General features: G+C 58.9%; 17 protein-coding genes. 9 read left to right on the top strand and 8 right to left on the bottom strand.

Translation table 11 applies throughout. The features are described from left to right. The first annotated feature begins 108 nt into the window (after positions 1-108). The 9 genes from aroF (at position 109) to glf (ending at position 9,899) form a co-directional block, all read left to right on the top strand. Complete coding sequence (aroF, locus tag AAA138_RS08435) at positions 109-1,134, top strand: 3-deoxy-7-phosphoheptulonate synthase (protein WP_152078478.1); 1,026 nt, start codon at positions 109-111, stop codon at positions 1,132-1,134. A gap of 3 nt (positions 1,135-1,137) precedes the next feature. Further along, positions 1,138-2,052 carry a prephenate dehydrogenase/arogenate dehydrogenase family protein gene (locus tag AAA138_RS08440; protein ID WP_349090435.1) on the top strand — a complete coding sequence of 305 codons (915 nt, stop codon included), beginning with the start codon at positions 1,138-1,140 and terminating at the stop codon, positions 2,050-2,052. A 36-nt stretch (positions 2,053-2,088) separates the two neighbouring features. Beyond that, the gene (gene aroB, locus AAA138_RS08445) at positions 2,089-3,195 is read left to right on the top strand and encodes a 3-dehydroquinate synthase (RefSeq protein WP_349090436.1); all 1,107 of its coding nucleotides are present in this window, start codon (positions 2,089-2,091) and stop codon (positions 3,193-3,195) included. Beyond that, the gene (gene aroA, locus AAA138_RS08450) at positions 3,189-4,508 is read left to right on the top strand and encodes a 3-phosphoshikimate 1-carboxyvinyltransferase (RefSeq protein WP_349090437.1); all 1,320 of its coding nucleotides are present in this window, start codon (positions 3,189-3,191) and stop codon (positions 4,506-4,508) included. Before aroB ends, aroA begins: the two co-directional genes overlap by 7 nt. A 1-nt stretch (position 4,509) precedes the next feature. Then, entirely contained in the window at positions 4,510-5,607 is a 1,098-nt protein-coding gene (gene aroC, locus AAA138_RS08455) for a chorismate synthase (RefSeq protein ID WP_349090438.1), read from the top strand. Positions 5,608-5,776: 169 nt separating this feature from the next. Then, the gene (gene pheA / locus AAA138_RS08460) at positions 5,777-6,922 is read left to right on the top strand and encodes a prephenate dehydratase (RefSeq protein WP_349090439.1); all 1,146 of its coding nucleotides are present in this window, start codon (positions 5,777-5,779) and stop codon (positions 6,920-6,922) included. Beyond that, entirely contained in the window at positions 6,923-8,173 is a 1,251-nt protein-coding gene (locus AAA138_RS08465; RefSeq protein WP_349090440.1) for a shikimate kinase, read from the top strand. Positions 8,174-8,258: 85 nt separating this feature from the next. Then, entirely contained in the window at positions 8,259-8,696 is a 438-nt protein-coding gene (aroQ, locus tag AAA138_RS08470) for a type II 3-dehydroquinate dehydratase (protein WP_349090441.1), read from the top strand. A 78-nt stretch (positions 8,697-8,774) separates the two neighbouring features. Then, positions 8,775-9,899 (top strand): UDP-galactopyranose mutase, encoded by a 1,125-nt coding sequence (gene glf, locus AAA138_RS08475; protein WP_349090442.1) that lies wholly within the window; start codon positions 8,775-8,777, stop codon positions 9,897-9,899. Between the two features lie 317 nt (positions 9,900-10,216). Here glf and AAA138_RS08480 read toward each other — a convergent pair whose 3' ends face one another. The 8 genes from AAA138_RS08480 to AAA138_RS08515 form a co-directional block, all read right to left on the bottom strand. Beyond that, complete coding sequence (locus AAA138_RS08480; protein WP_349090443.1) at positions 10,217-10,603, bottom strand: hypothetical protein; 387 nt, start codon at positions 10,601-10,603, stop codon at positions 10,217-10,219. A 45-nt stretch (positions 10,604-10,648) separates the two neighbouring features. Further along, the gene (locus tag AAA138_RS08485) at positions 10,649-11,749 is read right to left on the bottom strand and encodes an AAA family ATPase (RefSeq protein WP_349090444.1); all 1,101 of its coding nucleotides are present in this window, start codon (positions 11,747-11,749) and stop codon (positions 10,649-10,651) included. A 636-nt stretch (positions 11,750-12,385) separates the two neighbouring features. Then, positions 12,386-13,750 (bottom strand): AbiH family protein, encoded by a 1,365-nt coding sequence (locus tag AAA138_RS08490; protein WP_349090445.1) that lies wholly within the window; start codon positions 13,748-13,750, stop codon positions 12,386-12,388. 503 nt (positions 13,751-14,253) lie between these two features. Then, entirely contained in the window at positions 14,254-14,853 is a 600-nt protein-coding gene (locus AAA138_RS08495; protein ID WP_349090446.1) for an Abi family protein, read from the bottom strand. Then, on the bottom strand, positions 14,789-15,187 hold the full coding sequence (locus AAA138_RS08500; RefSeq protein ID WP_349090447.1) for an Abi family protein: 399 nt from the start codon (positions 15,185-15,187) through the stop codon (positions 14,789-14,791). The genes AAA138_RS08495 and AAA138_RS08500 overlap by 65 nt, the downstream gene beginning before the upstream one ends. A 556-nt stretch (positions 15,188-15,743) precedes the next feature. Beyond that, complete coding sequence (locus tag AAA138_RS08505) at positions 15,744-15,905, bottom strand: hypothetical protein (protein WP_349090448.1); 162 nt, start codon at positions 15,903-15,905, stop codon at positions 15,744-15,746. A gap of 87 nt (positions 15,906-15,992) precedes the next feature. Beyond that, complete coding sequence (locus tag AAA138_RS08510) at positions 15,993-16,658, bottom strand: RloB family protein (RefSeq protein ID WP_349090449.1); 666 nt, start codon at positions 16,656-16,658, stop codon at positions 15,993-15,995. A gap of 1 nt (position 16,659) precedes the next feature. Next, entirely contained in the window at positions 16,660-17,817 is a 1,158-nt protein-coding gene (locus tag AAA138_RS08515) for an ATP-binding protein (RefSeq protein ID WP_349090450.1), read from the bottom strand. Between the last annotated feature and the right edge of the window lie 281 nt (positions 17,818-18,098).

The raw sequence follows: 18,098 nt of genomic DNA on the forward strand, positions 1-18,098 counted from the left end.
TAGGCGGCAAAAGCGAGTCAGATAGTATAAACTCTCATGCACCATATAATACGGCTCGCGATGCGGGCCGTTTTTGCAAGGGCTATCCATCGAGGTGAGAGGCACACCATGATTGCGATTTTAAAGCAGAGCGCCAGCGACGAGGCCGTAAGCCACATTGTTAGTTGGATTGAGAAAAAGGGACTCAAGACCGACGTCTCGCGCGGCGAGAACGAGACCATCATCGGCCTGGTGGGCGACACGACTAAGATCGACCCGTTCCTGCTCGAGTCCATGGACGTCGTCGAGCGCGTGCAGCGCGTCTCCGAGCCGTTCAAGCGCGCCAACCGCAAGTTCCACCCCGAGGACTCCGTCATCGACTGCGGCCACGGCGTCAAGATCGGCGGCGACCAGTTCCAGGTCATCGCCGGCCCGTGCTCCGTCGAGGGCGAGAACCTCATCCGCATCGCCCGCCGCGTGAAGGCCGCCGGCGCCACGATGCTGCGCGGCGGCGCCTACAAGCCCCGCACCTCCCCGTACGCCTACCAGGGCATGGGTCCCGCCGGCCTGGACCTGCTGTGCGAGGCATCCGCCGAGCTCGACATGCCGATCGTCACCGAGATCATGGACCCGCGCGACGTGCAGGTCTTCCTCGACAAGAAGATCGACGTCATGCAGATTGGCGCTCGCAACGCCCAGAACTTCCCCCTGCTCAAGGAGGTCGGCAAGACGCAGACCCCGATCCTGCTCAAGCGCGGCATGTCCGGCACCGTCGACGAGCTGCTTATGGCAGCCGAGTACATCATGAGCGAGGGCAACGACAACGTCATCCTGTGCGAGCGCGGCATCCGCACCTTCGAGACCCGCACCCGCAACACCTTCGACCTCAACGCCGTGCCGGTGCTGCACCACCTGTCGCACCTGCCCGTCGTCGCCGACCCCAGCCATGCCACCGGCTACACCCGCTATGTTGAGCCCATGGCGCTCGCCGCGACTGCCTGCGGCGCAAACGGTCTGGAGATCGAGGTCCACGACGACCCGAGCCACGCTTGGTCCGACGGTGCCCAGGCCCTCACCCCCGACCAGTTCGACGACACCATGCGCCGCATCCGCGCCATCCGCGAGGTCGTCTGCCAAGAGACCGTTCAGGAGTAGCCCATGGGTACGGTGAGAAACGCACGCGTTAACCAGGGTGGCCCCAAGTGCGCCGGCATCGTGGGCCTGGGTCTCATCGGCGGCAGCTTTGCCCGCGGCTATGCGCAGGCGGGCGTCCGCGTGCTGGCCTGGGACCCCGATGACGATGTCATGACAGCCGCCAGCATGGGAACCGTTACCGGCGAGCTCAACGACGAGACGCTCGGCGAGTGCGACATCATCGTCCTGGCATGCTACCCCGAGGCCTGCATCGAGTGGCTCGAGGCGCACGCCCAGGCACTCGCCGACGCCACCGACACCGAGGCCATCATGGGCCCCGTGGTGATCGACACCGTGGGCGTCAAGGGCATCGTGTGCGAGCGCGCCTTTGAGCTTGCCCGCGAGCACGGTTTTTACTTTGTGGGAGCGCACCCCATGGCGGGCACGCAGTTCTCGGGCTACGCGCACTCCCGCGCCGACCTGTTCCAGGGCGCACCGCTCGTGCTTGTACCGCCCGCAGTGGACGACGCACTTAAGCTGGAGCTCTTGGGCCAGGTGCGCGAGATGGTGCGCCCCTTGGGCTTTGGCAAGTTCAGCGTAACGAGCGCCGCCGAGCACGACCGCGTCATCGCCTTTACGAGCCAGCTCGCGCACGTCGTCTCCAATGCCTATGTTAAGAGCCCGACCGCTCAGGTCCACCACGGCTTTTCGGCCGGCAGCTACCGCGACCTCACCCGCGTGGCGCACCTCAATCCGCAGATGTGGTCCGAGCTCATGATCGACGACGCCGATGCGCTCGCATTCGAGATCGACCATCTGATCGAATCGCTCGGCGCCTACAGCCGCGCCCTTAAGGATCGCGACCAGCGCTATCTGGAGAACCTCCTTGCCGAGGGCGACCGCATCAAGCGCGCGCTCGACGACGAGGCCTCCCACTAGACCACCTATCACGCCAGGTCGAAAGGACCGAAGCTTATGGCGATTACCATCGATATCGACACCGCACGCCCCTACCAGGTGCATGTGGGCACGTTTTTGCTGGAAGAGGCCGGCCCGCTCGTTCGAGCCACCGCCGGCGGCTCGCGCGCCGTCATCGTGACGGACACCAACGTGGGACCGCTCTACCAGATGCCCGTAAAGCAGAGCCTCGAATCCGCAGGCTACGAGGTAAGCATCTGCACCTTCGAGGCCGGCGAGGCCCATAAGCGTGCCGAGACCTACGTTGCCATTTTGGAGTTTGTGGCCGAGCACGAGCTTTCGCGCTCCGACGTGATCGTGGCGCTCGGCGGCGGCGTCGTGGGCGACATGGCGGGCTTTGTGGCCGCCACCTACATGCGCGGCTGCAAGTTTGTGCAGATCCCGACGAGCCTACTCGCCATGGTGGATTCGTCGGTCGGCGGCAAGACGGCCATCGACCTGGCAGCCGGCAAGAACCTGGCCGGCGCCTTTTGGCAGCCGAGCGTGGTCATCGCCGACGTGGGGTGCCTGGCGACCCTCACGCCCGAGCAGTTCGCCGACGGCTGCGGCGAGGTCGTCAAGCACGCCGTGATCGCCGACCCCGAGCTCTTCGCCGAGCTTGAGAAGACCCCGCTCACGCTAGGGCTGCTGAACCGCGACGTGGCCCGTGTGGCGCTCATCATCGCCCGCAATATCGACATTAAGCGCGCCGTGGTCGTTGCCGACGAGCGCGAAACCAATCAGCGCAAGCTCCTCAACTTTGGCCACAGCGCCGGGCACGCCGTTGAGGCCTGCGAGCACTTTAAGCTCGGCCACGGCAACTGTGTGTCGATTGGCATGGGTATCATCACGCGCGCCGCAGCCCTGCACGGCATTTGCGACGCAGAGCTGCCTGGCCGCATCGAGGAGCTCTGTGCGCGCCACGGCCTCAAGACCCGCTGCGAGCTTTCGGCCGATGCCGTCTTTGCCGAGGCACTCCACGATAAAAAGCGCGCGGGCGACACCATCGACCTGGTAATTCCGCACGACATTGGCCGTTGCAGCATCGACCGCACGCCGCTTTCCACCTTCCACGATTTGATTGCCGAGGGCCTCGGCCAGAAGGGAGACGCATCCGCATGTTAGCCCGCATCACCCCGTCCCCGCTCAAGGGCACCGTTCCCGCCATCGCGTCCAAATCGATGGCGCATCGCCTCATCATCTGCGCCGCGCTTGCCAACGGCGAGACGCACGTTACCTGCAACACCACCTGCGCCGATATCGAGGCCACGGTGCGCTGCCTCACGGCACTCGGTGCTCGCATCGAGACCGTCGAGGACGGCTTCCAGGTCCACCCCACTATGAAGAGCATTGAATTTGGCCTGCTTAAGGCCCTTGCCGGCGGCACGCTCGACTGCGGCGAGAGCGGCTCCACGCTGCGCTTCATGCTGCCTGTCGCCTGCGCGCTGGGCGCGGAGGCCACCTTCGTGGGCCAGGGCCGCCTGGGCGCCCGCCCGCTCTCCCCGCTTTCGGACGAGATCATCGCCGCCGGTTGCGACCTGCAGGGCCTGGGCGGTTTTCCGCTCAAGACGAGCGGCCGCATGCGCCCGGGCACCTTTGTGCTTCCGGGCAACGTGAGCTCGCAGTATATCTCCGGCCTGCTGCTGGCAGCCCCGCTGCTGGCCCAGCCCTCCTGCGTGCAGGTGACCGGCCTTATCGAGAGCCGCCCCTATATCAACCTGACCATCCAGGCCATGAAGGCCTTTGGTGTCGAGGTCAACGTCGAGCGCATTCCGGCCAAGGACGGCCAGCCCGAGGTCACGAACTTCCGCGTGAACAGCGGCTCGTACCGCACGCCCGGCAGCGTAGCCGTCGAGGGCGACTGGTCCAACGCCGCCTTTTGGCTGTGCGCCGGCGCCATCGGCACCGACCCGATCACCGTCGAGGGCGTGTCGCTGAGCTCCGCACAGGGCGACCGCAACGTGCTCGCCGCGCTTTCGCGCTTTGGCGCCCGCATCGTGCGCTCCACGAACGCCGCCACCGTACAGTCCGACAAGCTCGCCGGCTTTGAGATGAGCGCCCACGACATTCCGGACCTGGTGCCCGTCATCTCGGCCGTGGCATCGCTGGCTCAGGGCCGCACGTTCATCCGTGACTGCGCGCGCCTGCGCATCAAGGAATCTGACCGTCTGGTCACCACCACCCGCGAGCTCACCGCGTTGGGCGCGCAGGTGCGCATCGCCGGTGACGACCTCATCATCAAGGGCGTCGATGCCCTTAACGGCGGCGAGGTCGATTCACACAACGACCACCGCATCGCCATGATGGCCGCCATCGCCGCGAGTCGCGCCACCGGCGAGGTCGTGATCCACGGTGCCGAGGCCGTCAACAAGTCCTATCCCGATTTCTTCGACCACTACCGCCTGTTGGGCGGCAAGGTCACGCTCGAGGAGGAATAGCATGTCCTCGACCTTTGGCAACGTCTTGCACTTAAGCATCTTCGGCCAGTCGCACTCCCCCGCTATCGGCTGCTCGCTCGATGGCATTCCGGCAGGTATCGCCGTTGACCTGGATCAGCTGCAGGCCTTTTTGGACCGTCGCGCCCCCGGCCGTGACGAGACCGCGACCAAGCGCCGCGAGGCCGACGCCGCCCACATTATCGCCGGCATAGTTGATGGACACACCACGGGCGCGCCTATCGCCGCGATCATCGAGAACACCAACACGCGCCCCAAGGACTACTCCGAGCTACGCCGCAAGCCCCGCCCGGGCCATGCGGATTTCCCGGCACGCGTGAAGTACCACAACATGCACGACGTCGCCGGCGGCGGACACTTCTCCGGCCGCCTGACAGCGCCCCTGTGCATCGCGGGCGGCATCGCGCTGCAGGCGCTCGAGGCCCGCGGCATCAAGGTCATGGCGCACGTCGCGCAGATCGGTGGCATCTCCGATCTGCCCATGGACGACATGGTCTATCGCGAGGCCGACCGCAAGGCGATCCTTTCGAACGACCTGCCGTGCATTGACGCCGCAGCTGCCGGTCGCATGCGCGAGGAGATCCTGGCCGCGCGCGACGAGCTCGACAGCATCGGCGGCATCGTGGAGTGCGGTATCTACGGCCTGCCCGCGGGCATCGGCGACCCCATGTTCGACGGCATCGAGAACCGCATCGCGCAGATCGCGTTTGGGATTCCCGCCGTGAAGGGCGTGGAGTTTGGCATGGGCTTTGCCGTCGCCGCCATGCGTGGTAGCGAGAACAACGATCCGTATCGCATCGACGCCGAGACCGGCCAGATCGAGGTCGAGTCCAACAACGCCGGCGGCATCCTGGGCGGCATTTCAACCGGCGTACCCGTCATGTGGCGCATGGCCGTAAAGCCCACGCCCTCCATTGGCCGCGAGCAGCAGACGGTGGACATGGACGCTATGGAAAATGCCGAGCTCTCGGTCCACGGCCGCCACGATCCCTGCATCGTCCCGCGCGCCGTCCCCGTAGCCGAAGCAGCCGCGGCGCTGGCCATCTGGGACGCCCTCCTAGAAGACGCCGCCCAACGCTAGTCCACCAACCCCAAGGGTAGTTAATTTGGGACGGGGCTTTTTTAGCTACCCCCACATGCCAGTCGATATTTGCCCCGGCACCCATCGATTCGTCGACAGTCAAAGGGTAGCTAAAAAAGCCCCGTCCCAAATTAACTACCCCGGCCAACGATTCACGAAAGGGGCCTCCATGGACCTTGCCGATATTCGCCAGGCCATCGATGGCATCGACACTACGCTCCTCAACAGTTTTGTCGAACGCATGGACATTGCCACCGAGGTCGCCAAATCAAAAATCGAGATGGACAAGGCCGTCTTCGACCCTGCCCGCGAGCGCTCCAAGCTCAACAACCTTGCCGGCCGCGCGCCCGAGCGCTACGAGGCGCAGACCATCACGCTGTTCCGCCTCCTCATGAGCATGAGCAAGGCCGAGCAGCAGCGCTACATCAATGAGCTCAAGGGCATCACGGTTTCGCAAAAGGCCCACGCCACTGCCGAGGCCTTCGACACGCCCTTCCCCCAGACTGCCAGCGTCGCCTGCCAGGGCGTAGAGGGCGCCTACAGCCAGATCGCCGCGTGCAAGCTCTTTGCCGTGCCCGATATCGCGTTCTTCGAGACCTTCGAAGGTGTCATGCGCGCTGTACGCGACGGCTTCTGCGAGTTTGGCGTACTGCCCATCGAAAACTCCACCGCGGGCTCGGTCAACGCGGTCTACGACCTGCTCGCGCAGTTCAACTTCCATATTGTGCGCTCGCTGCGCCTCAAGATTGACCACAACCTGCTCGTCAAGCCCGGCACCAAGCTGCAGGATATTCGTGAGGTCTATAGCCACGGTCAGGCCATCGCGCAATGCGCCGGCTTTATCGAGGCGCACGATCTGCACGCCACCAGGTATCCCAACACGGCCATGTCGGCCGAGATGGTCGCCAACTCCGAGCGCACCGACGTCGCCGCCATCGCCTCGCGCAGTTGCGCGGCGCTCTACGGTCTGGAGGTGCTGGAGCCCAACATCCAGGACTCGGACAACAACTACACGCGCTTTGTCGTCATCAGCAGCGAGCCGCGCGTCTTCCCCGGCGCCAACCGTACCTCGCTCATGATCACCACGGCCAACGAACCGGGCGCGCTCTATCGCGTACTCGAGCGCTTCTACGCACTCAACATCAACCTCATCAAACTCGAAAGCCGCCCCATCCCCGGTCGCGACTTTGAGTTTATGTTCTACTTCGATCTGGACTGCCCCTTTGGCAGCAAGGCGCTCGACGATCTGCTCGACTCGATTGACGACGTATGCGAGAGCTTCACCTACTTTGGCAGCTACACGGAGGTGCTCTAGATGACTGACCTCGCCACTACCCGCCCCTACGGGGTGCTGGGCCGCGTGCTGGGCCACAGCTACACCCCGACCATCTACAAGGAGCTCGCGGGGCTTGAGTACGTGCGTTTTGAGCGCGAGCCCGAAGACCTCGCAGCCTTTATAACGGGCGACGAGTGGGAGGGTACCAACGTGACCATCCCCTACAAGCGCGCCGTTATGGACTACCTGGACGAGCTGAGCCCGCTCGCCGAACGCATGGGCAACGTCAACACGATCACACGTCTGCCCGATGGCCGCTTGTGCGGCGACAACACCGACTACTTCGGTTTCCAGTGCCTAGTCGAGGAGCTGGGTGTGGAGATTGCCGGCAAGAAGGTCCTCGTGCTCGGAGCCACCGGCGGCGCCGGTACCACGGCAAGTATGGTGCTGGGCGACCTGGGAGCGATCGTGGTGCCCGTCGGCCGCACAAGCGAGGTCAACTACGACAACATCGCACAGCAGTCCGACGCCGCGTTGCTCGTGAACTGCACACCTGCCGGTATGTTCCCCCACTGCCCCGACGCGCCTTGCACGCTCGAGGGTCTCGACGCGCTCGAGGGCGTCATCGACATCGTCTACAACCCCGCCCGCACGGGGCTCATGCTCGAGGCCGAGCGTCGCGGCATCGACTGCATCGGCGGTTTGCTCATGCTTGTGGCTCAGGCGGCGCAAGCCGTTGAGCGCTATACCGGCCAGGTTACCCCGCGCGAGCGCATCCTGGACGTGACGGAGCGCCTGTCTCGCCGCGAGCAGAACATTGCCCTGATCGGCATGCCAGGCTCGGGGAAAACCCGCGTAGGTGAGCAGATCGCCCTGCTCACCGGCCGCGAGCACATCGACCTGGACCGCGCCCTCGAGAAGCATCTGGGCATGCCTTGCGCCGACTTTATCGTCGAGCGCGGCGAGCCGGCCTTCCGCGAACAGGAGACGGCGGCCCTGGCCGACATTTCCAAGCGCAGCGGCCTGGTGCTTTCCACCGGCGGCGGCGTCGTCACGCGAGACGAGAACTACCCGCTGCTGCACCAGAACAGCCAGATTGTGATGCTCAACCGTAAGCTCGACGAGCTCGCCCACAAGGGTCGCCCCATCACCGCCCGCGACGGTATCGACAAGCTGGCCGAGCAGCGCATGCCGCGCTACCGCGCCTGGGCCGACTACATCATCGACTCGCGCGACTGCGCAGCCAACACCGCCCGCGCCCTCCTCGACACCCTCCCACCCGCTCTCTAACAAAAACCACCACAAAGGGCGCAGTTCATTGGCCCCTTCGTGGTGGTTTTCCATTCAACCCAGTCCGACCACAAAGGAAGCAACCATGAAAGCTCTCGTTATCAACGGCCCTAACCTCAACATGCTCGGCATTCGCGAGCCGGGCATCTACGGCAGCGACAACTACGACCGCTTGGTCCAGATCTGCAAGGAGGCCGGCTCCGCACAGGGCTTCGACGAGGTCGAGGTCTTCCAGTCCAACCACGAGGGCAGCATCGTCGACAAGATCCAGGAGGCATACGGCAAGGTCGACGGCATCGTCATCAACCCGGCGGCTTACACGCACACGAGCGTGGCGATCCTGGACGCCCTCAAGGCCGTCGCCATCCCCGCCGTCGAGGTCCACATCAGTGCCGTCGAGACGCGCGAGGACTTCCGCCAGGTAAGCTACGCCCGCCTGGCCTGCTTTGCCACTATCACCGGCGAAGGCCTCCAGGGCTACGCCCATGCGTTGAAGCTGCTGAAAGAACATCTGCTACACTAATCCATGGAACAAAATAATCAGGTTTGTTTGTCCCAAAACTTAAGTACCTGTTCGATTGACATACAAAGGAGCATATCCATGTCCCAGTACGATTACCTCGTCGTCGGTGCCGGCCTTTCGGGCGCCGTCTTTGCCAACGCCGCCAAGCGCGCCGGCAAGTCGGTCCTGGTCATCGACCGCCGCGACCACATCGCCGGCAACATCTACACCGAGGACGTCGAGGGCATCCAGGTCCACCGCTACGGCGCCCACATCTTCCATACCTCCATGAAAGACGTCTGGGATTACGTCAACCGCTTTGCCGAGTTCAACAACTACGTCAACTCGCCGGTCGCCAACTTCCACGGCAACATGTACAACATGCCCTTCAACATGAACACCTTCGCCAAGATGTGGCCGGGCGTCGTCACGCCGGCCGACGCCAAGGCAAAGATTGCCGAGCAGGTGGCCGCCGAGAACATCGGCGAGCCGACCAACCTTGAGGAGCAGGCGCTGTCCCTCGTGGGCCGCGACATCTTCGAGACGCTCGTGAAGGGCTACACCGAGAAGCAGTGGGGCCGCGACTGCAAGGACCTGCCCGCGAGCATCATCAAGCGCCTCCCCTGCCGCTTTACCTACGACAACAACTACTTCAACGACCGCTACCAGGGCATCCCCATGGGCGGCTACACCAAGATGGTCGCCAACATGCTCGAGGGCGTGGAGGTGCGTTGCGGCGTGGAGTACAAGGAACTGATCGCCGCCGAGCCCGATATCGCCGCCAAGACGATCTACTGCGGCCCCATCGACGCGTTCTACGACTTTAAGCTGGGCACGCTGGAGTACCGCAGCCTGCGCTTTGAGACCGAGACGCTCGACGAGCAGGACCACCAAGGCGTGGCCGTGGTCAACTACACCGAGCGCGAGGTCCCCTACACGCGCATCATCGAGCACAAGCACTTTGAGTTCGGCACGCAGGACATGACCGTCATCACGCGCGAGTACCCGGCCGACTGGAAGCCCGGCGACGAGCCCTACTACCCCATCAACGACGCCAAGAACGAGGCCCTCTACAAGCAGTACGAGGAGCTGGCGGCGCAGGAGGGCGACGTGATCTTCGCCGGTCGCCTGGGCGGCTACAAGTACTACGACATGGACAAGGCCATCGCCGCGGCCTTCGAACTCGTCCGCAACGAGCTGGGCGTGGAGCCGACGGAGGCGTAAGGGTCCAAAACGGGCCTCTTCGCGAACCGAAAACAGCACAAGCAGGCACGCCAACGCCGGCAGGAGCAATTTCGCCCCTGCCGGCGTTTTAGTATGAAGACGGAATTGGCTGTTCTGTCCATTATCTAATCGAGGATATAAGTTGACACGGCCTGCCGCAGGGGCAAAAACCGGAAGTATGCGGCAAATTCTAAACATGCCAAGCACACCGGGATACCGCAACGCCTATACCTGCGGTTTCTCTGCGCAAAAAGGGCGGTGTGCTCGTGGGTTCCGGAATTTGCCGCATACTTCGGGAAAGAGTCGAAGGAAAACTTTTAGAACAAACGGATACCCAAGCCCCGCATAGTTGCTTTGCCCCAAATATCATTCAGCCTCTTGGGCCAATTTGCAATAAAGAAAAGGCAGGTGCAGCAGGCACAAAGCATATCATTATTAAGACGATTAATCTCTTTTTTTAGGAGCACAGAATGATTAACCCCGGCGGCCATCTCAGCCAAATCATCGGCGCGCTCCAAATCAAAGTCAGTCTTTTTTTCGTTAGTTATCCCTAGAGCCCTCACAGCGTGAACGGCTATTACGCCTGCGAAGGTATAACCATCTAGCCGTCCAATATCCGCAAGCGAATCTCCTCTTCGGGCGACCCATTCCTTGTAAGACGGATGACCAGAAATGACCTCAGGAGGAACAACGGCATCTTCCAATGATAGGTATTTGAGCGGATCGAAATCGCGGTATGCTTCGCATGACTAGTCAAACTCTCCAGCACGAAGAAGCTTCTCTATGTTATTTCCAAGCCTCAGCTCGCGTTCCGTAGAATCAGCCAACGTTCGAATACCGTCTTTTACAGAGATTTGATAGACACAATCAGGCCTCATGACACCGTTTTTTACAAGCGAAGTATTGTGCGTCGAGCACAAAATCTGACAGGACGTCTTAGATGCGAAAAACTTTAGAAGACTCTCAGCCATCTCAAAGTGGCAAAAAGCGTCAAACTCGTCAATAAACAGAAAGCTAGCCGATTCCTTCAGCTCTAGCTCCGAAAAAAGCTTGACCAGGGTCCTTGTGCCACTTGAGCAGGCCTCTACAAACGGAATGTATCGCATGGGGTGATCAAAGTAGAGAACGGACGTACCGTCGGGCTCTTTAACAACAACAAGGTTCTCATCAATTCCAAAGTCGCGAATAAACGACTGGAAATGAGCGACTTTGTCTTCACGAATGATTCGGTCTATAACTCTTCTTGTCTCGATGCCTTTTACGCGAACGTCGTCCATTCGAATCAGCCTCATACGCGAGACAAAATGTCGCAATTCGGCCAAAACGCCTAAAACGTCAGTCGGAAGGCTACTCGTAATGTATGCCAGAAGACTCAAGGAGGAGTCGGAGAACTCAAAGTTGACCCCATCGGCCCCGATTCGATCAAGGTGTTTTTCTTCGAATACTCCCTTGTAATTATTAAAATCAAAGATGCACTCACCATCGATTGCGAGACTCTCATGAAGCCATGCCCGTGGAGCAATCTTCTCATAGCGGTAGCGAATCTCACGACCGTCGAATTCAAAATCATAGGTAAAGCGAGCGGTACCTCGACCGCAGTCCGCATTTAAATACAAACGGTCTTCCTGATTAGAAAAATCCAATTGCTTCGAAAACCCAAGAGTTATATCGAACAATGATGCTCCGAAGTTCGATTTACCAGATGCATTTCTTCCGATAAGAAGCGCATTCGTCACGATTCCGAGGCGTACATTGTTTTCCGCAAATTGATAATCACGCGAAGCAGAGAAATCAAACGTAACCGGAACCGGAAAATTCCTGTATCCATCAACAGTAAATCGCTTAAGCATTTGAGCCTCCAGTCTCTTGCCGTAATTATATTACGGCAAGAGACTGGAGGCTCGCATTAAATACGCCATTGCGGAAAAGTTATGCAACCAAAACCTGTATGAGCCATTAAAAATCCGCTCTGAAGCCACCAATAATCGGAAGTATGAGGCAAATTCAAAACTTGCCGAGCACACCGGGATGCCGCAACATGTCTACCTGCGGTTTCTCTGCGCGAAAGGGCAGCGTGCTCAGGAATTCCGAAATTTACCGCATACTTCTGGAATTACTGACCCAGATCGAAAGCCCACGCAGCAATGAAGGCATCCGCGACAACATCCAGTTGTCGCGGAAACGTCAAAGGGCCGTTGCCGGAAACCGAACAACGACCCTTCTTTGTCTCCGCCTCACTTAGAGTCCACGGCGACTGTATCACTGAAAACATCTTACCGTAACTTCAAGCGGCCCAACAAGGCGACGATTGACAACGCAGTCGTTCATCCCAATTTCCATCTAAATTAAACTAGGGGATGCCCTCCGTTTGGAAGGAACCCCCTTGCAAAACGATGGCCTATAACAGGCATTCGTTTTTCATCTAGGACATCATACCGCAGCGGCTACTTTCAGAGCCGACCCATTTCCGACATAGGCAAATCGACCTAAATCTCCCGAACGACGAGCCTGCCCTCCAGCATGAGCTTGTGCGCGAGATTGTTGCTATGTCCAGCAATACCGAGCGAACTGCCATAGTAATCAAGGAGGGCAAGCACTTTGGCCACCTCTGACTCGCGAACACCCTTGGCGTAGTTTGAGTATAGGAAGACCAGGATGGTATGCCCGCTATACAAATCCACCGTGCTAAAAATGGACTCAAAGTAAGAATAATCGGCCCGCGAAAGCGAATGGCCAAAAAAGACTATCGAAGATGTCTCAAGACCATCCCCTCCCCTTTGCGAAGGATAAGCAATCGAGCCGCTTGGAACCCCTCGAGCAGACTTCAACACACGATATGTCTTGGTAAACGGGAGGATATCCCGATCATCCAAATTGCCGGAACCGTCGATTCCGAAAATACTTTCATCGTCAAGCGTGCCGTGGATATTGACAAGAGCGGCATCCCCAAACTGCTGTTTAAGCCACCGATATGGAGACGTGTAGTTAAAGTTGAGAACAGTCACTGCATCATCGGGCATACCATCGACCACCAAGGTATGCTTAATCAGCTTTTGCATTAAGTTATCCGAACAATCCGAATAGCCATCTTTGCAGGCAACCTCATCTTTGAGATAACAATTAAAGCAATGTTCCATACGCTCAAGTTCCGTCATGAGGATGGAAGACAACTGCCCCTCAGGATCCTTAAGAACCTGAGGGTACTCACAAGCGAGATAGCGCTCCACACGTTCGGTCCAAGGATTGGGCCTATGTCCCAAAAGATGAGAGCCCTCTCTGAATAAAGCGGAATATACCTCTGAGGCATCCGAGTCCCCTGAATCTTCAATGCCCAGCTCCAATAGAACCCCTTGATCGCCATCATCGATGCCGTCTCTAAGCCGTTCGATTTCATCGACCCGATTCTCGATATAGTCACTTGCATTGAGAGTGTTCACTTCATCTGCCAGATATAGGTAGTCCTGCAAAGAACCGAACGAGACGGCATAGTCGGATATCATAACGCCCTCATCGTCGATGCCGTCCTCGGGCAGGTTGATGCCAAACACATTGGCAATAGCCGTCTCGACGTCGCACCAATTCACATTGAAGGCTCTTGCCTCCATGTCCTTTCGGCTTCTAAGAATTAGATCCCAAGCAGTCAGGTCTCTCGCTTTGATGGCTTCATAATCACAAGAGCCCTCTTCCGAAACAAGTGAGTCGACGACTCTCATCCGAGGCTCAAAGAAATCTTTAAACGAAGACGCCAAACCGCAGGAAAGATCGAAGCCGTTGCCAATCACTATAAGGTGATGATTGTGGCATTTCTTCCCATCATCCTCATCGGTAAGCCTGATATCTTCTGCACTCACACTAGTCCCTAATACACCGTTAAAACTCATTCTCTGTCAGATAACGCTAATGATATCCAAACCATTGGGATGTCATTAACGTATTTACGTCTGCCGACCTTGGCCTAATAGAGTTACTTATCATGAGCATAATGAAGAGAGACGGCCATCCAAAGGAACAGCCGCCCCTCCGCAGGACGCAGGCCCGTAGGTTGACTGCGTCAATACCGCTTATTTACTCTATCGCCCGGGTACCAAGGGGTCAATTCAATTATTGGCAGCAAACATATGACGCCCCAACTTCACGCCTGACTGACGAGGTATATCAGGGCATCTCGCGCAACCTCATTATCAAAACGTCTAAATATGCATCATTAAACTCATAAAAAGGGCAACACTCTCCATTGAAAGCGTCACCCTTAAAGCTCCCGAAAAGCTTTTGTATTGCAGCACAACACCTTACACCATCACAAGGAGATGGTGTAAGGTTTCCACCAACGCAAGCATCAAATCGCACACATCGATTACAACCCTAATATTTCCTTAGGAAACACGCTCGGTAAATCATTGACACCCATAGCAAAAAGAACCCTTGCACTGGCATCTCCGCTGAGTGAGTCACTTAACTTAAAAGTTTCAAGCAGTATTTCACGACGTAGCATCTTGTAATCGTCCTCAGTTAGCACTAGCTCAAGATCGCCTAAGACACCCACCAAATTGACATCGCAAGATGGAGATACCCTAGCGCAGAACAGACGCTCGTCATGCGCGCAGATATTTCGAAAATCTTTAATGTGATCGTATGCAAGTCTTAGCCTACGAGGGCTGATGTGCTTATCGACTTCATGCGTCTCGGAATAGAGATCAGAAAACGACTTGGCAATGGAATTTCTCATACTTTCTGGCTGGAACTCGTAAAACTTGAATGCCTGACCAAGCATCAAATAATTCATAAGAATCCATACAGGCGTATTGTCGTGATTATTTTCGTAATGACGAATGTAGTCCCTTTTATAATCACTTTTCCATTTTTTAGACCTACATAGTACCTTCTCGAAATCACCGATAAGCGTGTCGATCTTTTTTTCGATAGCCGGCATCAGCACGATAGGATTCTCTGTCAAGGTATGCTTCTGGGGTATCTTTATGAGCCATAGCAAACCGATAAGAGCAGACGGTCTTAAGAACTGCCTCCGCCTTGTTAAAATACTCAAACATCAGCAGGCGCAACGTTCGATCGAATTCGAATAAACGATAGATATCAGAAAACTTGGCCCCTGTAACGAAAAGCTCTTGGCCGGGGTCTCCCCGTTCGTCGAGAAACAAATCCTTGTAGCCGTTAACAACCGGGTAGTATCCCTCACGCTCCAGAACTAAACGAGTATCGTTATCGCATTCAAGCCCACGGCTTTCAAGAATAGCAATCTGCTCGGCAATAGATTTAAATGGCTTATCCATATGGGCCCCTTAAACGCGAAAACCGCCTTTCGGCGGTTCCCACGGACCAAGCCGGACGTACCGTCGCAAGGCCTCATCACAACAGTTACTTTAAGGGAGAACTCGGGGGCCGTCAATCCAATAACCACGAATCTCCCAAATCGGCCTTTAGAACCTTGAATGCCAACTTCATCCTTTAGACTCTCGCCCGAGCCAAAGAGCCCTGCACGCGCCGGCGCACGGCCCAGAATAGCGAACCGCTACCCCTCAGGCATAATTCCTGAGCAAAATCAAGCAGGAACACGGCTTTTTGCGGCACTTTGAGACGTAATCGGGGTGTGGCAAGCGGTCAAATTCGGAAGTGCGGGGAAAATCGAAGAAATGCTGACCAGACCCCCGTTTTACGCTTCCGCGACCTGCGGTTTTGTTCCTAAAAATCGCGTTGTGCTCGAAGGTTTGCGATTTTTCCCCGCACTTCCGAAATTACATCCTTCGGCAGCCAGATGTCAAAAGAAAACGGGGCAGAACCGCTTGCGCAATCCCGCCCCGATAAGCCCAAAGGCTTTGTTATGTAGCGTTAGTTTAGTACGCCCACCGCCACGGTCAATCGCTTCATGAAGAGAAGCGCCGCGACCGCCGCGTTCTCCTGAGGAATCCCGCAGCCGTCGACGAGAGAGACGGCCCGCGCGTCGCGGGCGAAATCGAGAACGTTATGACCCGAGTGCTTGGAGGCGATCATGAGGGGAATCGATAAGTTCAAGGAGCGCTTCGCAGGTCACGATGGCGACTGTTCATGCGAGTGCTCCTTTCGCTCTCGAAACTTATTTCACCCCAGGTAGGGCCCCAGCTCCTCGAATATGTCCCCGACCCTGGTCGCCGGGTTCCGGTCCGAGGGCCTCATGTTGCCGAGGCTGTCGTGGTGGCCGTCCAGGCGCGCGGCCCTCGCTAACGCCTCCTCGCGATTCTCTTCGATGAGGTCGAAGAGCCCGTCGATGTTCTTTCGGTAGTCGACGCCGAACCCCTTCGACATCGCCTGCGACAGCGCCCTCTGGCACTCCGCCGCCGACATCGGAGCCGACGTGTAGCGCAGGTGCAGGAGCGGCCACAGTTCGAAGCAGGGGTTCGACCACAGCGCATGGAACGTCCTCGACCCGTCGGAGAGCTCGGCGCACTTGCGCTCCATCGCGTCGAAGTCTGCCGCTGGGAAGTCGTCCTTGTCGAACACGAGCCACACGTGGTCGAACGTCTCTGGCGCGTAGCGGCAGTGCTCGACGGCGAAGCCGAGCAGGTCGAGCGTGTGCTTGCCGGTTCCCTTGACGACGATGGAGACCTTGCGGCCGTTCGCCGCATCCAGCGCCGCGCGCACGCCCTCGAAGTAGCGGGGCTCGGTCTCCTTGCCTTCGCTCACCACGAGGTGGTGCGTCATCTGGACCATGCGAGAGCGGCCCTCGCGCCTGCCGCTGCGCCAGTCCCTCGCCTTCTTCGCCACCATGCTAGTCCCACTCCTCGATGCGGGTGAGGTACGGGTCGGCGCCGTAACGGCCCGACAGGTACTGCTTGTCGAAGGCTGCGTTCTTGCTGACCAGGTTACCGTTGGCCTCGTGGATGTCGGCGAGCGACCACAGCTGGCTGGCCTCCCCCTCGCCGCGCGCTGCGAACCATATCTCGTCGCGGCGAAACACGTCGTTTCGCATGGTGGACACGTCCTGCGACGAGAAGATGAGCTGCGCGCCGTGCTTGTTGACCTCGGGGTCCTTAAACAGCAGGATCACGTAGCGCAAAAGCTTCGGGTGCAGCTTGGCATCCAGCTCGTCGACGATCACGGTGCTGCCGCGCTCGAGCGCTGCCAGCAAAAACGCCGCCAGCCCCATGAGCTTCTGCGTGCCGGCCGACTCCTCGGGCAGCCGCAGCTCATAGCCCCTGCCATCCACGTCGTGCCTCACGAAGACGCGCTGGCCGCGCCCCTCGGGGGCCTTCTCCACCCTAAAGCCGCCGATGCGCACGTCCACGGCGCGCAGGAAGCGCGTGACCTCGGGCGAGTCTGCCTCGTCGAGCATCTGCTCGAGCGCCCGCTCCAGATAAGAGCTGTTGTAGTTCAGGAACACCCCACCGAGAAACCAGCTGGCTGCTTCCTTGACCACCGGCGCGTCGAAGTTGATGCAGAGGAACGACAGGTACGGCAGGTTCGGGTTGAACGTCGCGGCCGTCGCGAGCTTGCGCAGCGTAGGGCCGAGGTCAACCTCTGCGCCCTCGCGCTCAAACAGCATCGCCGTGCGCGATGCGCCCAGCTTGCGCCGCCACAGCCCCTCGGACACGATCTCGTCGGCGTGCACGGACAGGATGTAGCGGTACTCGTGCTCGCCTGCGCGGTAGTAGAGCTCGAACTCGGTGGGCTCGGCGACCGACACGTCGTCGAACGCGAACGCCGAACAGCGAGCCATCGTGGGGCGCTCCCCCTCGGGCGCGTCGGCGCGGGCGGACAACAGCCAGACCGGCCTGGCCACCGCCGATCGCACGTAGTCGAGGGCCTCGAGAAGGTTGGACTTGCCGCCGGCGTTGGGGCCGTACACCGCGGCCACCGGCAGGAAGCTCTGCCCGTCGGTACACTCGATGAGGGAACGCTCGAACTCCCTCATCGGCGTCGCCTGCATGGACAGCTCCGCCTCGTCGCGGTAGGACCTGTAGTTCCTAAAGGTGAACTGGCAAAGCATTGTCCTCAACATCCTATCGTTGTTTTTGAATTGAATATCAGAGTTTTCTTATGATCATATGCTCTAAGACATATCAAATCAAGAGTCGCTCGCAAGCTTGAGCCGCATACCCGTACGCAACTTGCAGACTATGCAGCTCCCGAAGTTTGCGCGACACCTCTACGCGCGCAACAACGCGCTCGTGTCGCATTTCGACTTTGTCTAGAAAATCGTTGACACCT

Origin of the sequence: Collinsella sp. CLA-JM-H32B (assembly GCF_040098065.1) — a bacterium.
GTDB lineage: Bacteria > Actinomycetota > Coriobacteriia > Coriobacteriales > Coriobacteriaceae > Collinsella.

What these genes read in the sequence shown, in the direction of transcription:
- aroF (WP_152078478.1), top strand. Translation starts at nt 109, where the DNA reads ATGATTGCGATTTTAAAGCAGAGCGCCAGCGACGAGGCCGTAAGCCAC.
- AAA138_RS08440 (WP_349090435.1), top strand. Translation starts at nt 1,138, where the DNA reads ATGGGTACGGTGAGAAACGCACGCGTTAACCAGGGTGGCCCCAAGTGC.
- aroB (WP_349090436.1), top strand. Translation starts at nt 2,089, where the DNA reads ATGGCGATTACCATCGATATCGACACCGCACGCCCCTACCAGGTGCAT.
- aroA (WP_349090437.1), top strand. Translation starts at nt 3,189, where the DNA reads ATGTTAGCCCGCATCACCCCGTCCCCGCTCAAGGGCACCGTTCCCGCC.
- aroC (WP_349090438.1), top strand. Translation starts at nt 4,510, where the DNA reads ATGTCCTCGACCTTTGGCAACGTCTTGCACTTAAGCATCTTCGGCCAG.
- pheA (WP_349090439.1), top strand. Translation starts at nt 5,777, where the DNA reads ATGGACCTTGCCGATATTCGCCAGGCCATCGATGGCATCGACACTACG.
- AAA138_RS08465 (WP_349090440.1), top strand. Translation starts at nt 6,923, where the DNA reads ATGACTGACCTCGCCACTACCCGCCCCTACGGGGTGCTGGGCCGCGTG.
- aroQ (WP_349090441.1), top strand. Translation starts at nt 8,259, where the DNA reads ATGAAAGCTCTCGTTATCAACGGCCCTAACCTCAACATGCTCGGCATT.
- glf (WP_349090442.1), top strand. Translation starts at nt 8,775, where the DNA reads ATGTCCCAGTACGATTACCTCGTCGTCGGTGCCGGCCTTTCGGGCGCC.
- AAA138_RS08485 (WP_349090444.1), bottom strand. Translation starts at nt 11,749, where the DNA reads ATGCTTAAGCGATTTACTGTTGATGGATACAGGAATTTTCCGGTTCCG.
- AAA138_RS08500 (WP_349090447.1), bottom strand. Translation starts at nt 15,187, where the DNA reads ATGGATAAGCCATTTAAATCTATTGCCGAGCAGATTGCTATTCTTGAA.
- AAA138_RS08505 (WP_349090448.1), bottom strand. Translation starts at nt 15,905, where the DNA reads ATGATCGCCTCCAAGCACTCGGGTCATAACGTTCTCGATTTCGCCCGC.
- AAA138_RS08510 (WP_349090449.1), bottom strand. Translation starts at nt 16,658, where the DNA reads ATGGTGGCGAAGAAGGCGAGGGACTGGCGCAGCGGCAGGCGCGAGGGC.
- AAA138_RS08515 (WP_349090450.1), bottom strand. Translation starts at nt 17,817, where the DNA reads ATGCAGGCGACGCCGATGAGGGAGTTCGAGCGTTCCCTCATCGAGTGT.